We start from the raw sequence: 14,774 nt of genomic DNA on the forward strand, positions 1-14,774 counted from the left end.
TTTCAGCGGAATGACGGGTTGGGTTGGCGCGAGCGACCCCAAGATTTGACGCACCCAAAATTTAATGTATACACTGTATACATGAAGAAGCTCACCACGCCGGAGAAGATCCTGCGCGCCGCGCACAAGCTGTTCGATCGCGAAGGCGCGGATGCGGTAAGCATGCGCCGCGTGGCGGAAGCGGTCGGCATTACCCCGATGGCGATCTACCGGCACTTTCCGAATCGCGAGGCGTTGCTGAAGCGGCTGTCCGACGACAGCTTCGACACCGTCGCGCATGCATGGGAAGCGCATGCGACGCAACCGGACACGCTCAAGCGGCTGCTCGCGCTGCTGGAACCGTATCTGGATTACGCGCTGGAGCATCCGCACCTGTTCGACCACGCATTCTCGGTGCGCCGTGACGATGCGCGGCGCTTTCCCGAGGATTTCCGCGCGCGCCAGTCGCCCACCCTCAACGTCGTTGCCGATGCGATCGCCGAGGGCATGCGCCTGGGTGTGCTGAAACAGGACGATCCGTGGGACGTGGCGATGTCGCTGTGGGCGCACGCGCACGGCCTGGTCGCGCTGTACCGCGCCGGCCGCTTCAGTGACGACGAAACGCGGTTTCGCACGTTCTATTTCGAATCGCTGGGGAGACTGATCGATGGCATCAAGGCTTGATCGTTCTGCGCTGCCGGCGTGGCTGGCGGCGACCGCCCTGGCCGCGCTGGGCTGGTGGTTCGGCAGCGGCGTGCACCCGCTATGGTGCTTGACCTGGCTGGCGCCGTTGCCGGTGTTGTGGCTGGCGCCGCGAGTGCGTGCCCGCTGGGCGGCGCTGGCAGCCTTTGCCGCGTATGCGCTCGGCGGGCTGAATCAGTGGACTTATCTGCATGGGTACATCGGTTTGCCCATGGCAACGATCGTGTATGCGATCGGCATGCCAGCGTTCGTGTTCGCCTTGTGCGTGCTGCTGTTCCGGCGACTGTCGCTGCGCGGCCACGCGCTGGCGGCGACGCTGGCGCTGCCGGCGGTGTGGGTGGCCGTCGAATACATCAACAGCCTGACCTCGCCGCACGGCACGTTCGGCAGCCTCGGCTACACGCAGATGGATGCGCTGCCGGTGATCCAGGTTGCCGCCATCGCCGGCATCTGGGGCATCGGTTTCCTGGTGCTGCTGTTGCCGGCCGCGATCGCCGTGCAAACCGTGGCCACGGCGCCGCCGCGCAGCCGCATGTCGGCGGCGGCGATGACCGTGTTGCTGGTCGCCGCCGCGATCGGCTACGGCAGCTGGCGGCTGCAGGCGCCGGCCGCGACGACGCTGCGCATCGGCCTGGTGTCGCTGGAGAAACCGATACGCCCCGCCCTGCACGATGCCGATGGGCAGGCGCTGGAAGCGCGTTACGTGGATGCGATCGGTCGCCTCGCCGACCGCGGCGCAAAGGTCGTGCTGATTCCGGAAACCTCGTTCGCCACCGGCGACGGCAGCGTGCCCGCATTCGCACGGCTGGCGCGGCAACGCGACCTGATCGTGGATGCGGGCATCGACTTCAAGGGCGATCCGCGCGCCGAACGCAACCTGGCGATGGCGTTCCAGCCCGGTGCCGCTTCGCCTGCCACCTACAGCAAGCATCACCTGATCCCCGGCTTCGAGCGGCAGTACATGCCGGGCGACAGCTACACCCTGCTCGACGGCACGCCACGGACCGGGCTGGCGATCTGCAAGGACATGGACTTCCACGACATCGGCCAGGCCTACGCCGCGCGCCATGCGCAACTGCTGCTGGTGCCGGCGTGGGATTTCAGCATCGACGGCTGGCTGCACAGCCGCATGGCGATCATGCGCGGCGTGGAAAGCGGCTTCGCGATCGCGCGTGCCGCGCGTTCCGGTCGCCTCACGCTGAGCGACGACCGTGGCCGCGTGCTGGCGGAGGCTTCCAGCGAGAAGCACGATGCCGAGCTGGTGGGCGATTTGCCGCTACGCGACACGCACACGCTGTATTCGCGCTGGGGCGACTGGTTTGCCTGGCTGGATCTCGCGGCCCTGATCGTGCTGCTGGGGCTGGCCCTGCGCCCCACCCAGCATTGAAGCAGGCGCCACAGAAGCAGCAGGTCAACCGCCGCTGGTCGGTGCCGGCTGGGGCTGGGGCTGCGGCACGACGCGCGGCAGGCCGGCGGCGCTCTGCTGGCGGCTCAGCAGATCCTGTTGGGTGGCGCGATCGCGATCCTGCTGCGCACGGTCGGCCTGCCGGATCTGCTGCTGCGCCTGTGCGTTGTTGGCCAGCGGCAGCTTGGCATTGTCCGACACGTCCTGGCGCAGCTGCTGTTGCTGCTGGCTCTTCTGCAACTGGTCGCGCGTCTGCTGCTGTTGCACGGTCTGCTGAAACTGCGCAGCGCGTGCCTGGGTGGATTGCGCACAGGCCGCAGCGAGGGGCAGCAGCGCAGCGATGCCGACGAACAACAATGCATGCATAACGGAAAAATGCGTGGCAATACGTGTAATGGTCATGACAGTGCGCGATCATGTGCGGATGGTTTTCACATCGTAGGATTCCCCGCATGAAATTCCCGTTTCGCCTGCTGTTGTGCCTGCTGGCGGCATTCGGCGCCGGCTGCGCCACGCAGCCGCCGGTTGCGCCGGCGCCCACCGTGTCGACGGCCGGCCAACCCGCGCCGCTGCTGCTGATCTCGATCGACGCCTACCGCCACGACTACATCGAGCGAGGCCTGAGCCCCACGCTGGCGATGCTGGCGAAGACCGGCGTGCAGGCCGCTGCGATGCAGCCGTCGTTCCCGTCGCTGACGTTCCCGAACCACTACACCATCGTCACCGGCCTGTACCCGGATCACCACGGCATCGTCAACAACACGATGTTCGATGCGCAACTGGGCAAGTTTTCGCTGGGCAACCGCAAGGCCGTCAGCGATGGCCGCTGGTGGGCCGAAGGCACGCCGATCTGGGAGACCGCCGATGCGCACGGCCTGCGCACCGCGACGATGTTCTGGCCCGGCGCCGAGGCGGACATCCACGGCCGCCACCCGGACGAGTGGATGCCCTACGACGGCAAGGTGACCCCGGATCAGCGGGTCGATCAGGTGCTGGCGTGGCTGGACCAGCCGGCCGGGCAGCGACCGACCTTCCTCACCCTGTATTTCGACGCGGTCGATCATGCCGGCCACAAATACGGGCCGGATACGCCGCAGGTGGACGATGCGCTGCGCGAGACCGACGAAGCGATGACGCGGCTGGTCCAGGGCCTCAAGCAACGCGGCCTGTTCGACAGGATCAACCTGATCGTGCTGGCCGATCACGGCATGGCCAGCACCCCGCTGCAGAACAGCGTGCTGCTCGACAAGCTGATTCCGCTCGACCAGGTACAGACCGTGGCGATGGGCATCCTGGCCGGCTTCAACCCGAAGGACGGCAGCGCGAAGGCCACCGGCGATTTCGCCGCGATCGAACACCAGCTCGAACAACCGCAGCCGCACATGCAGTGCTGGGACAAGACGCGGGTGCCGGCGCGCCTGCACTACGGCAGCAATCCGCGCGTGCCGCAGCTGCTGTGCCTGGCCAATGTCGGCTGGCGCATCACCACCACCGACTACCTTGCAAGTCACAAGGGCGACGTGAGCATCGGCGAACACGGCTACGACAATGCCGACCCACTGATGCAGGCGCTGTTCGTGGCGCACGGCCCGGCGTTCCGCGTGGACGCGAAGGTTCCGGCATTCCCGAACGTGGACGTCTATCCGCTGATGGCGCACCTGCTCGGCCTGCCGCCCGCCGCGAACGACGGCGACTACGACGCGGTGAAGGACATGCTGAAACCGGCGGACCGCTGAGTCACGCCCCGTCGGGATAGTTGCTGACCTCGATCAGGTTGCGGTCGGGGTCGCGGAAATACACCGACATGATCGGCCCGCGCGCACCGGTGCGCGGCACCGGTCCTTCGAGCACCGGCACGTCGCAGGCGCGCAGGTGCTCGATCACTTCGTGCAACGGCACCGAGGTGATCAGGCACAGGTCGCCCGAACCGGGCGTGGGCCGTTCGGCCTTCGGCTCCAGCTCGTGCCGGTACGCGTGCAGGTTGATCTTCTGCGTGCCGAACACCAGCGCCTTGCGGCCGGCGCCGAAACTGGTCTCCTGCATGCCGAGCACGCGCGTGTAGAACGCACAGGTGGCGGCGACATCGGCAACGGTAAGTACCAGATGATCCAGCGCGTCGATCTTCACGGCATCGCGCCCTTGCTCATCGGCGTGGGCGGCGTCGCCACGTTTGCCAGTGGCGGCAGCGTGAACAGGCGCAATGCAATCAGCAGGCCGGCCGACACCAGCGCGCCGACGAACAGCGCCACGCCATTCCAGCCATGCGCGGCATAGAACAGGCCACCGCTGGCACCGGCCACGCTCGATCCCATGTAGTACGAAAACAGGTACATCGAGGAAGCCTGCGCCTTCGCCGCGCCGGCACGGCGGCCGACCCAGCTGCTGACGATGGAATGGCCACCGAAGAAACCGAAGGTGACCGCGACGATGCCGAGCATGATCAGCAGCAGCGGCTGCATCATCGTCAGCGCCACGCCGACCAGCATCAGCGCGAACGCAGTCCACAACACCTTGCGCCGCCCGAGCCGGCCGGCCAGATGGCCCATCCATGCCGAGCTGAAGGTGCCGACCAGATAGATGCCGAAGATCAGCCCGACCGCCGCCTGGCTGAGGTTGTACGGCGGTGCCAGCAGCCGGTAGCCGAGGTAGTTGTAGACCGTGACGAACGCGCCGAGCAGCAGGAAGCCTTCGGCGAACAGCCACGGCAGGCCACGGTCGCGGAACATGCCGGTGAAGCGCCCCAGCAGGATGCGCCAGCGCAATGGCTGTGCCACGAAATGCCGTGACGGCGGCAGCACGCGCCAGAAGATCAGCCCGGCCAGCACGCCGATCGCGCCGACCACGCCCACGCCGATCCGCCATCCGAAAAAATCGGCCAGCACGCCGCTGATCAATCGTCCGCCCATGCCGCCGACCGCACTGCCGCTGATGTACAGGCCCATGCCCAGGCCGATCGAGTCGGCGTGCATCTCCTCGCCCAGGTAGGTCATCGCCACCGCCGGCAGGCCGCTCAGGGTCAGGCCGAGCAAGGTGCGCACCAGCAGCAGCGCCGGCCAGTTCGGCATCAGCGCGGTCACCAGCACCAGCAGCGCGGAGGACAGCAGCGACGCCACCATCACCGGCTTGCGCCCCCACGCATCCGACAGCGCACCGGCGAACAGCATCGCGAAGGCCAGCACGCCGGTGGTCAGCGACAGCGACAAGGCGCTGACCGCCGCAGTCACGCCGTAGTCGTGGCTGAACTGCGGCATCAGCGGCTGCACGCAGTACAGCAGGCCGAACGTGGCGAAGCCGGCGGCGAACAGCGCGAGGTTGGTGCGCCGGAACGCCGGCGTGCCGTGGTGGATCGTCGAGGCCGTCTCGATATCGTTCATCGGGACAGTGTAATCGCCGCACCACGCGGATGATTACGCTATTCGGCGTACCCACGCGCAAAGAACGCCACGATCAGCCCGAACAACATCATCGCCAGAAGATTCTCGACGAACGCTGTCGTGGTGAAATGCGCTTTCGGCCATGCGGCGGAAAGCGGCACGACCACGTACTCCATCACCACGAACACCGCCACGCCGTACAGCACGCCGGCCGTCGCCCAGCGCCGGTTCAACCAGGTCCATTGCCGCGCGGCGAACACGAAGATCGCGGCGATGAGCAGCGACATCGCCCATTGCAAACCCAGTCCCAGCAGCGAGACCGGCAAGCCACCCTGAAACGCGGCCTTGCCCAGCAGGCCGCTGGCAATCGCACGCAGGATCACCCATGGGCTGATGCCGTTGATCAGGGATGCGACACCGATGTCGATCGTGCCGGCGATGAAACCGCCGTAGAGAATCGCCATCCACGTCGTCGAGCGCGCGTTTGCCATGGGGAGTCCTCATCGTGCGGGAGTTGTGCGGCGGCTTCGGCACGGACCGCACATCGCGATCCGCGCCATGTCCGTATGGCGATGCCAACGGACTGACCGCCAAGCGATCAGCCTGATCGAGATACGCCAGCCCGGAGGCACTCACATGTGCCAGCAGTCATGGCGCCCGGTCGACGCCGATCAGGAGCAACGCCCCACACGTGCACGACCCTCGCCGATGGAGGAGACGCCGGTTGCCCTGGGTGCCGGCGGCACAGCATCCGCTGCCTGCCAGAACCAGCGCGCTTCAAACGGCCGACTGCCTTCGGACTCGCCCAAGGCAAACACCACGGCACTGCGCGGAGCCACGCGAAGCTCGGCACCGACCTGCAGGCCCAGCCGGGCCACGTCTTCGCCGCCCACGTCGGCCTCCAGTGTCTGGCCGAGCAAGGGAACATGCAGCTCCAGGTGCGCCACGCTGCCGGCCAGGTAGACATGCCGCAACCGGGCCGTCCATCCAGGCCGGGTTTCGGCCACGCCCAACGACAGATGTTCCGGGCGGACATAGGCCACCACCTGGGCGTGACGATCGCTCCCGGGAAGCCCATCCAGCACCCAGTCGCCCACACTCAGGCGGCCGTCCGCACTAGTCACGGCAAGCTTGTTCATCTTGCCGATGAATTCGCAGACGAAGGGTGTCGCCGGCTGCTGGTAGATGGCCTCGGGCGTGCCGACCTGTTCGATGCGGCCGTGGTTCATGACCGCGATGCGGTCGGCGAGCTCCAGCGCTTCTTCCTGGTCGTGCGTGACGAAGACCGTGGTCAGTTTCAGGTCCTCATGCAGCTCGCGCAGCCAGCGGCGCAAGGTGACGCGCACTTGCGCATCCAGCGCGCCGAAGGGCTCGTCCAGCAGCAGCAGGCTCGGCTCCACCGCCAGCGCGCGCGCCAGCGCCACCCGCTGGCGCTGGCCGCCGGACAGCTGCGCCGGATAACGGCGGCCGTAGCCCTCCAGTTGCACCCGTTTGAGCAGTTGCGCGACGCGCTCGTTGATGGCCGCGTTCGAAGGGCGCGACTTGCGCGACCGGACGCGCAGCCCGAAGGCCACGTTCTCCGCCACGGTGAGGTGGCGGAACAGCGCGTAGTGCTGGAATACCAGACCGACCTTGCGCTCGCGCGCAGCAGCCGCCAGAAAATCGCGGCCGTCCAGTTGCACCGTCCCGGCATCGGGATAATCCAGTCCCGCCAGGATGCGCAGCAAGGTGGTCTTGCCCGAACCGGATGATCCGAGCAGCGCGAGAAATTCGCCGGGCGCGATGGCGAGACTGACATCGTCCAGTGCGGGGATGCCGCTGAAGCGGCGACTCAGATGCGAAAGTTGCAAGCTCATGGGCAGTCTCAATGCCCCCCTGGGGCATGCGCGGCAATCTCGTCGCCGTAGCGCCACTCCAGCAGCGTCTTGATCGCCAGGGTCAGCAGCGCAAGCAAGGCGAGCAGGGTCGCCACGGCGAAGGCGCCGACGTAGTCGTATTCGTTGTAGCGCATTTCCACTTCCAGCGGCATCGTCGTGGTCAGGCCGCGGATATGCCCGGAGACGACCGACACCGCACCGAATTCGCCCATCGCACGGGCATTGCACAGCAGCACGCCATACAACAGTGCCCAGCGGATGTTCGGCAGGGTCACCCGGAAGAACATCTGCCAGCCGCCGGCACCCAGCACCCGTGCCGCCTCCTCCTCGTCGCTGCCCTGCGACTGCATCAACGGGATCAGCTCGCGCGCGACGAACGGCAGCGTGATGAAGATGGTCGCCAGCACCAGGCCTGGCACGGCGAAAATGATCTTGATGTCGTGTGCGCCCAGCCACGGCCCGAACCAGCCCTGCGCGCCGAACAGCAGCACATAGACCAGGCCGGAGATCACCGGCGAAACCGAGAACGGCAAGTCGATGAAGGCGCCCAGCAACGCCTTGCCGCGAAACTCGAAGCGCGCCATGAGCCACGCCGCCGCGACGCCGAACAGCACATTCAACGGCACGGAAATCGCCGCCACCAGCACGGTCAGCCGGATCGCCGCCAGCGCTTCGTGCTGGCCGATGCTCGACAGGTAGGCATGCGCGCCCTGCCGCAGCGCCTCGACGAACACCACCGCCAGCGGCAGCAGCAGGAAGACCGACAGGAAGCCGATCGCCAGCAGGCCCAGCAGGCCGCGCCCGATCCGGCGCGGCCACGGCGGTTGACGGTTAAGCCGGCTCATTGCGGACGCTCCGCCCAGCGCCCGCTCCAGCGCTGCAGTCGCGAGATCAGGATCAGCAAGGCGAACGAGGCCAGCAGCATCGCCATGCCCAGCGCGGCGGCACCGGCATAGTCGAATTCCTCAAGCTTCTCCACGATCAGCAGCGGCGCGATTTCCGAGCGCATGGGAATGTTGCCGGCAATGAAGATCACCGAACCGTATTCACCGACCGCCCTGGCCAGCGCCAGCGCGAATCCGGTCAGCAGGGTCGGCACCAGCACCGGCAGGATCACCCGGAAGAAGGTTTGCAGATGGCTGGCGCCCAGGCTTTCGGCGGCCTCCTCGACATCGCGATCCAGCGACGCCAGCACCGGTTGCAGCGTGCGCACCACGAACGGAAAGCCCACGAAAACCATCGCCAGGATCACGCCGGGGGGTGCATAGGCGATCTGGATGCCGCACGACGTGAGCCAACGGCCAAGCCAGCCATTGGGTGCGTACAAGGCGGTCAGCGCGATGCCGGCAACCGCCGTGGGCAGCGCGAACGGCAGGTCGACCAGGGCATCGAACAGGCGACGCCCGGGAAAGCGGTAGCGCACCAGTACCCATGCCACCAGCAGGCCGACACCGGCATTGATCACGGCGGCAAGCAGGGCGCCGGCGAAGCTGAGCCTGAGTGCGGCCAGGGTGCGCGGGGAACCCAGCAGGTGCAGCATGCCGCCGATGCCGATGCCCGACGCCTTCCACGCCAGTGCCGCCAGCGGCAGCAGCACGATCAGGCCCAGATACGTCAGCGCATATCCGAGGCTGAGCCCGAAGCCAGGCAGGATGCGCCGGCGCATGACGGCCTCAGTGCCCCGGACCGATCTGGTCGAAGATGGCGCCATCGGCAAAGAATTTCGCCTGGGCCTGGCGCCAGCCGCCGAACACATCGTGGATGGTGAACGTGTTGACCTTCGGGAACTGCGCGGCATATTTGGCCGACACCTCCGGCAGGCGTGGCCGGTAGAAGTTCTTCGCCTCGATGGCTTGCGCCTGCGGCGAGTAGAGGAACTTCACGTACGCCTCGGCCACGGCGCGGCTGCCGTGCTTGTCGACATTGCTGTCCACCACCGCGACCGGCGGTTCGGCGAGGATGCTGACCGAGGGCACGACGATGTCGAACGTGTCCTTGCCGAGTTCCTGCTGCGCCAGCAACGCCTCGCTCTCCCACGCCACCAGCACGTCGCCGACGCCTCGCTGCGCGAAGGTGTTGGTGGCGCCGCGCGCGCCGGTATCGAGCACCGGCACATGCTGGTAGAGCGCCTGCACGTAGGCCCTCGCCTTCGCCTCGTTGCCGCCGGGCTGCTTCAGCGCATAGCCCCAGGCGGCGAGGAAATTCCAGCGCGCGCCACCGGAAGTCTTCGGATTGGGCGTGATCACCTGCACACCCGGCCTGATCAGGTCGGGCCAGTCCTTGATGCCTTTCGGATTGCCCTTGCGCACCAGGAAGACAATGGTGGAGGTGTACGGCGATGCATGGTCCGGCAGGCGCTGCTGCCAATCCCTGGCAAGCAGCCCGTGATCGGCCACCGCGTCGATGTCATAGGCCAGGGCAAGCGTGACGATATCGGCAGGCAGCCCGTCGACCACCGAGCGCGCCTGCTTGCCTGATCCGCCATGCGACATCTGGATCGTCACGGTGTCGCCGTGCTGCGCTTTCCACTGCGCGGCAAATGCTGTGTTGATGTCCCGATACAGCTCGCGCGTGGGATCGTAGGACACGTTGAGCAGCGTGACGTCCCTGGCGGCGACCGACGCCGCGAACACCGCGCCAAGCAAGGCCAGCATCACCCGTGATCTCTTCATTGCCATCTCCAGCCACTTAGCGGGAAGGCCAGCCTAGCCATTGCGGAATCGGCCTCGAAATGGCCAAAAGCGATTTGCTTATGTCACGCGGCACGCCAAGCGCTCGCCGTGCGCGTCCGGCCTGGCGAACTGCGACCGCCGACAGGAATGCGCTGGTTCGCACCGCATCGATACCGCCCTGGCGATGGGCGATGACCGAAACAGACACGTACAAAGATTTTACATATGGACGTCTTTACATCTTGGCGTCTGAATTAATTCCATAACCGCCATAAAAAATCCGTTCACTGGCATATCCATATGTAAACGCCTCATTTTTCCTCGCGACCGGCCTGTGCACAGACTGGATGCACCCACCAAGCCATCGCCGAGACTTACATGACGGGCCTCAAATACGTCCTCCTTGCAAGCCTGCTGCTGTCCCAGGCCGTTCACGCCGACGACAGCCCAAACACCTATGTCAGCACGCCGTACATCGGACTGCGCTATCGCGACAGCACGCTGCACCAGGACAACCTGTCCGATACCGGCCATGCCCACACGCTGCGCCTGCAACTGGGTTATCTCTGGGCACTGACGCCGCACCTTGCCGCGTATGCGGAAGGCACGAAGGTGTGGTCCCTGTTCGGCCGGCAATACAACGACACGACCGGGCGGCGCACGCCGTATCCGGCCGAACCCGACCCGCGCTCGAGCGAACTGAGCAGCGCCTGGATCGGCTATGCGGACGATGTGTTCGGCATCCGCGCGGGGCGGCAATACCTGAACCTGGACGACAAGCGCTTCTTCAGCGCGAACGCCTGGCGACAGAATCCGCAGTCCTTCGACGGCGTCACCGGCTACCTGAAACTGGGCAACACGACCACGCTCGGCGTCGACTGGATCGACCAGGTCAACCGCACGGTGGGCGCGGACTTCCCCGACATCCACCAGCGCCGCTGGAAGCTCGACGGCAAGCTGCTGCACCTGGACCAGGCGCTGCCGCTGGGCACCCTGACCGCGTACGGCTACTTCATCAAGAACCTGACCCTGGCCAGCAACTCCGTGCGCACCGAAGGCGCGCGCTGGACCGGCAACGTGCCGTTGCAGGACGGCGCCACCCGGTTGAGCTGGACGCTGGAGGCGGCGCACCAGAACAACTACGACAACAATCCGAACCGCTTCAGCCTGCCCTACCACCTGTTCGAACTCGGCTATGGCCTGCCCGCGCTATCGGCACGACTGGGCGAGGAATCGCTCGGCGGCAACGGCCACACCGCCTTCAACATCGCCTATGGTTCGGGCCACAGCTTCGATGGCTGGGTCGGCGTCTTCAGCATCCCCCCGCATGGCCTGCTGGACCGCTACGGCGGTGTCTACGGCGACCTGCCCTGGCACAAGCTGACCTGGCAGGTTACCTACCACGACTTCCAGCCGGTGACCGGCAGCGGCTCGCGCTACGGCGACGAGATCGATGCCGGACTGCGCGCCAACATCAACGCCCGCCTGAGCCTGGAGCTGCAGTACGGCGACTACCGCGCCGGCAGCTTCAGCGTGAACCAGCGCAAGCTGTGGCTGCTGGCGGAATACCGCTACGGCAAGCAGGCGATCTAGCCATGCCGCCTGGCTGGAGCGACACACTTGTTGCCGCATGCTCCCTGGCGACTGCGGCATGGTCAGGATGAAATGCCATCAGGCCACCGGGGCATCCGCTGTCTGCAGCACCGGTTAATCCAGTAGCAGCAACCACCCCTTGCCCGGCTCTACCGGAATCGCATCGCCCGGCTTGAATTCGGCGGCTGGCTGGAAGCCGTCCACCGCCGGAGCCCGCAAGGTTGCCTTGCCGGGCTTGAGTCCGAGCGCCTTCCAGTCGATCTGCAGTTTCACCGCGGTCGTCTGCGGCGCCCATGAAGCCAGCGCGATCAGCGTCTTGCCGTGGCGCACATAGCTGGTCGCCAGCACGTCGTCGCGACCGGTTTTCACCGGCGCGTCGTGCACCCACCAGCCGATCATCTGCGCCTGCTCGATGCCGAAGCTGTCCCACAGCTGCCACAGCGGGCGCGGGTCGCTGCCGTTGGACCAACCGAGCCGGCTGGTCATGCCGAACAGCATGCCGCGCCAGGGGTTGCCGTCGTTCTGCAGCATCTCGCCCATCAGGCCGTAGGGGATGCCGGAGAGTTCGGTGAGCCAGTAGCCAGGCGAGGTCTTCTCGTAGTCGAACTCCTCGCCGAACCACAGCCGATCGATGTACGGGAACAGCTCCATGTACAGCAGCGCGCTGTTGATGTGGCCGTCGCGCGGGTTGAACTGGTTGGCCGAGTGCAGGTCGATCAGCGGATGCGGCCGATGCGCCTCGAGCACCTTGCGCACGCGTTTCATGGTGGTGCGGTCGTAGGCGACGTCGTCGAGGTACAGGCCGTCGATGCCGACGTTGCGCGCGAGCCAGTCCAGCCCTTCGATATAGTAGTTGTGCCAGCGGCTCTGGCCGGCGTCGATCACCGCCGCGTCGCGGTTTTCCGGCACGTGCCAGGCGGCGATGTAGTCGCCGTCCAGATGCTCCTGCAGCCAGGAGAAGCCGCCGCCCTTGCCGCCGCTGATCACCTCGTGCCCCAGCGATTCGAGCACCGGCAGTTCCGGTGCGCGGTCGGACAGTTCGCGGATGGTGTCGTAGATCTTCACTTCCATGCCACGCCGATGCGCCGCGGCGACATACGCGCGCATCGCATCCGCTTCGAGGAACGGGTAGTTGATCCACGGATTGATCGGCGTGGCGTGATGGATGTTGACCACGTTCGCGCCGTCGGCCTTGATCGTGTCCAGGTCGTCGTATTTGTGGAAGTAGCGTTCGGCGAAATGCTCGGCCGGCTTGATCGTCTTGAACGGGGTGACGCGCATGACCACGTCGTAGCGCAGGGTCTGTCCTGCCGCCATCGTGCGCGGGCCGCTGAACGCGCTGACCAGATAGCGCGCGCCATCGCGCTTGAAGGAGATGCCGCCCTGGCCGCCGTTGTCCCACGAGGCGGGCATGCGCAGCGGTTGCTGGTGATAGAAGTTGGTATTGAGCGGACGCAGGTAGTTTTCATCGCGCAGATGGAATTCCAGCCCGGCATTCACCGCGCCGATCCATGCGCCGTCCTGGTTGTTCTCGACGTTCCATTTCCAGCTGAAGTCCGCCGGTGCATGGTCGCCGGTGCGGCCCAGGCCCAGCTCGTAGTCGGCCACGTCGTTGCGCAGCGGCATCTGCAGGCGGATATCGCCCAACGTCACCGGCTGGCGCGCGGTCAGCGCGATCGCATAGGTCAGCGTGCCGTCCGCTTCGAGGCTGGCGGTGATCTCGCTCTGCAACGGGCCCGCATCGCCGGTCACCTGCCAATGCACCTTGGCCGGGCCGTCGCGCTGCACGTTCGGCACGCCGTGGGCGGTCATGGCATGCGTGCCGCTGGCGTCCTGCACCAGCAGCTGCATCGGCGCGGCGAGCAGGTTGCGTGGCTGCTTGGCAAAACCGGTCATGCGTTCGTCGAAGCGGCTCTCGATCTGCAGCGGCAAGCCGCTGGCGGCCAGCTGCACCTGGCGACCCAGGATGCCAAGTTGCGCACCGCGTACCGTCACCGCGGTAAACGGCTTGACCAAGGTATTGTCCTGCGCCAGTCGCGAGTCGAGCCAGCGCAGGCGGGTGAGCTTGGTCGGATCGTCGTCGCCATGCGCGACCGCGTGGCCCGTGCCCACCGTAATCACCAGCGGCAGCTTTTGCGCCGGCACGCCATCGGCACTGATCGTCAGCTCGCCGCGATACACGCCCGGCTTCGCATCGACCGGAATATCCAGCCCCAGCCACAGCGGCTGCACGCGCCCCTGCGCCACATCCACACGGGTGGTGAACGCCTGGCCGGCGTAGTCGACGCCACCGCGGTTGAAGCAGGTCAAGGCACTCGCGGGAATGACTGCACCATCCGGACCGTGCAGGTCGGCCGTCGCCACATGCACGTCGCTCACGGCCATGTGCGGTGCCCACAGCCCCACCTGAATGCTCAGGTATTCGCCACGCAACGCGCTGTCGCTGAACCCGCCGCCGGCGCCACGCACGGCCCAGCGCTCGGGAATCCGGTCGAACATGCGCACCGGATACGCGCGCGTCTCCGGAAACAGCAGCAACGATGCCTGCGGATTCGCCGCCAGCAACTGCTGCCGCTCCTGCGGCGTGGCGGTGCGCTCCATCTCGGTATAGGCGTCGAACGCATCGACCGCCTCGTAGCGCAGCACCTGCGCCTGCGGCAGGCGCGGCCATGCGGCCGCAGCGAACTTGTGCGCCCAGGCCGGATCGGCGCTGTCCTTCGGCGCCAGATAGGTCACGGTCGGGTAATTGCTGCGGCCGTTGCTGAGATAGGGCTGGTAGTAGACCGCGTAGGTGCCGGCCTGCTTCGCCGCGAACACCAGTTCGCCGGAGGCCTGGTCGATCGTGCCGCGCAGCACGTTGGCAACCGCACTGCCGTCGGGTGCGGTGACGATGACTGCCACCTGTTCCGGATGGGCATCGCGGCGACGCCAGGGGATGACGACGTGCACCGCCTCGGCCGGCTTGTCGACCTGCACGAGGTAGCGATGATTGCCATGGCGATCCGCGTCCCAGCGCAGGCTCGCGTTGGCGCTGAAGGTCTGCGGCTGCGCCCACGGCGCGGTGCTTGCGCCCAGCAGCGCGCACGCCAGCAAGCCAGGTGCTGACAGGCGTGGGAATCGTCGTTTGTTCATGGCTGGCGGAAACTCTTGCAGTCGTGATCGAAACCGATAT

At 66.5% G+C, this 14,774-nt stretch carries 12 protein-coding genes and 1 pseudogene; 4 read left to right on the forward strand and 9 right to left on the reverse strand.

Features of this window, described 5'->3' with window-relative positions; genetic code table 11:
• Window positions 1-81 precede the first annotated feature (81 nt).
• Together B0E46_RS05160 and B0E46_RS05165 are read left to right on the forward strand one after the other, a co-directional pair.
• The gene (locus tag B0E46_RS05160) at window positions 82-663 is read left to right on the forward strand and encodes a TetR/AcrR family transcriptional regulator (protein WP_077554714.1); all 582 of its coding nucleotides are present in this window, start codon (window positions 82-84) and stop codon (window positions 661-663) included.
• Window positions 647-2,068: a nitrilase-related carbon-nitrogen hydrolase gene (locus B0E46_RS05165; RefSeq protein WP_077554715.1), complete on the forward strand. Its 1,422-nt coding sequence runs from the start codon at window positions 647-649 to the stop codon at window positions 2,066-2,068. Before B0E46_RS05160 ends, B0E46_RS05165 begins: the two co-directional genes overlap by 17 nt.
• A 24-nt stretch (window positions 2,069-2,092) precedes the next feature.
• Here B0E46_RS05165 and B0E46_RS05170 read toward each other — a convergent pair whose 3' ends face one another.
• On the reverse strand, window positions 2,093-2,488 hold the full coding sequence (locus tag B0E46_RS05170) for a hypothetical protein (RefSeq protein ID WP_077554716.1): 396 nt from the start codon (window positions 2,486-2,488) through the stop codon (window positions 2,093-2,095).
• Window positions 2,489-2,538: 50 nt separating this feature from the next.
• On the opposite strand from B0E46_RS05170, the gene B0E46_RS05175 reads away from it, so the two are divergent.
• Entirely contained in the window at window positions 2,539-3,822 is a 1,284-nt protein-coding gene (locus B0E46_RS05175) for an ectonucleotide pyrophosphatase/phosphodiesterase (RefSeq protein ID WP_077554717.1), read from the forward strand.
• Window position 3,823: 1 nt separating this feature from the next.
• Here the strand turns inward: B0E46_RS05175 and B0E46_RS05180 are convergent, their stop codons facing one another.
• The 7 genes and pseudogenes from B0E46_RS05180 to B0E46_RS05210 form a co-directional block, all read right to left on the reverse strand.
• Window positions 3,824-4,213: a VOC family protein gene (locus B0E46_RS05180; protein WP_077554718.1), complete on the reverse strand. Its 390-nt coding sequence runs from the start codon at window positions 4,211-4,213 to the stop codon at window positions 3,824-3,826.
• Window positions 4,210-5,460, reverse strand: a complete 1,251-nt coding sequence (locus tag B0E46_RS05185) for an MFS transporter (RefSeq protein WP_077554719.1) — start codon at window positions 5,458-5,460, stop codon at window positions 4,210-4,212. The genes B0E46_RS05180 and B0E46_RS05185 overlap by 4 nt, the downstream gene beginning before the upstream one ends.
• Before the next feature lie 38 nt (window positions 5,461-5,498).
• Window positions 5,499-5,951: a hypothetical protein gene (locus B0E46_RS05190; protein WP_077554720.1), complete on the reverse strand. Its 453-nt coding sequence runs from the start codon at window positions 5,949-5,951 to the stop codon at window positions 5,499-5,501.
• Window positions 5,952-6,287: 336 nt separating this feature from the next.
• Window positions 6,288-7,316, reverse strand: a pseudogene (locus tag B0E46_RS05195) (TOBE-like domain-containing protein); the annotation flags it as partial.
• An 8-nt stretch (window positions 7,317-7,324) separates the two neighbouring features.
• Complete coding sequence (gene cysW, locus B0E46_RS05200; protein WP_077554722.1) at window positions 7,325-8,182, reverse strand: sulfate ABC transporter permease subunit CysW; 858 nt, start codon at window positions 8,180-8,182, stop codon at window positions 7,325-7,327.
• Window positions 8,179-9,003: a sulfate ABC transporter permease subunit CysT gene (gene cysT, locus B0E46_RS05205; protein WP_139350433.1), complete on the reverse strand. Its 825-nt coding sequence runs from the start codon at window positions 9,001-9,003 to the stop codon at window positions 8,179-8,181. The genes cysW and cysT overlap by 4 nt, the downstream gene beginning before the upstream one ends.
• Before the next feature lie 7 nt (window positions 9,004-9,010).
• Window positions 9,011-10,009, reverse strand: a complete 999-nt coding sequence (locus tag B0E46_RS05210) for a sulfate ABC transporter substrate-binding protein (protein ID WP_077554724.1) — start codon at window positions 10,007-10,009, stop codon at window positions 9,011-9,013.
• Window positions 10,010-10,387: 378 nt separating this feature from the next.
• Between B0E46_RS05210 and B0E46_RS05215 the strand changes: the two genes are divergently transcribed.
• Window positions 10,388-11,602 carry an alginate export family protein gene (locus tag B0E46_RS05215; protein ID WP_077554725.1) on the forward strand — a complete coding sequence of 405 codons (1,215 nt, stop codon included), beginning with the start codon at window positions 10,388-10,390 and terminating at the stop codon, window positions 11,600-11,602.
• A 114-nt stretch (window positions 11,603-11,716) separates the two neighbouring features.
• Here the strand turns inward: B0E46_RS05215 and B0E46_RS05220 are convergent, their stop codons facing one another.
• Window positions 11,717-14,734, reverse strand: a complete 3,018-nt coding sequence (locus B0E46_RS05220; RefSeq protein ID WP_139350434.1) for a glycoside hydrolase domain-containing protein — start codon at window positions 14,732-14,734, stop codon at window positions 11,717-11,719.
• Window positions 14,735-14,774 lie beyond the last annotated feature (40 nt).

Source organism: Rhodanobacter sp. B04 (assembly GCF_002001125.1).
Taxonomy (GTDB): Bacteria; Pseudomonadota; Gammaproteobacteria; order Xanthomonadales; family Rhodanobacteraceae; genus Rhodanobacter.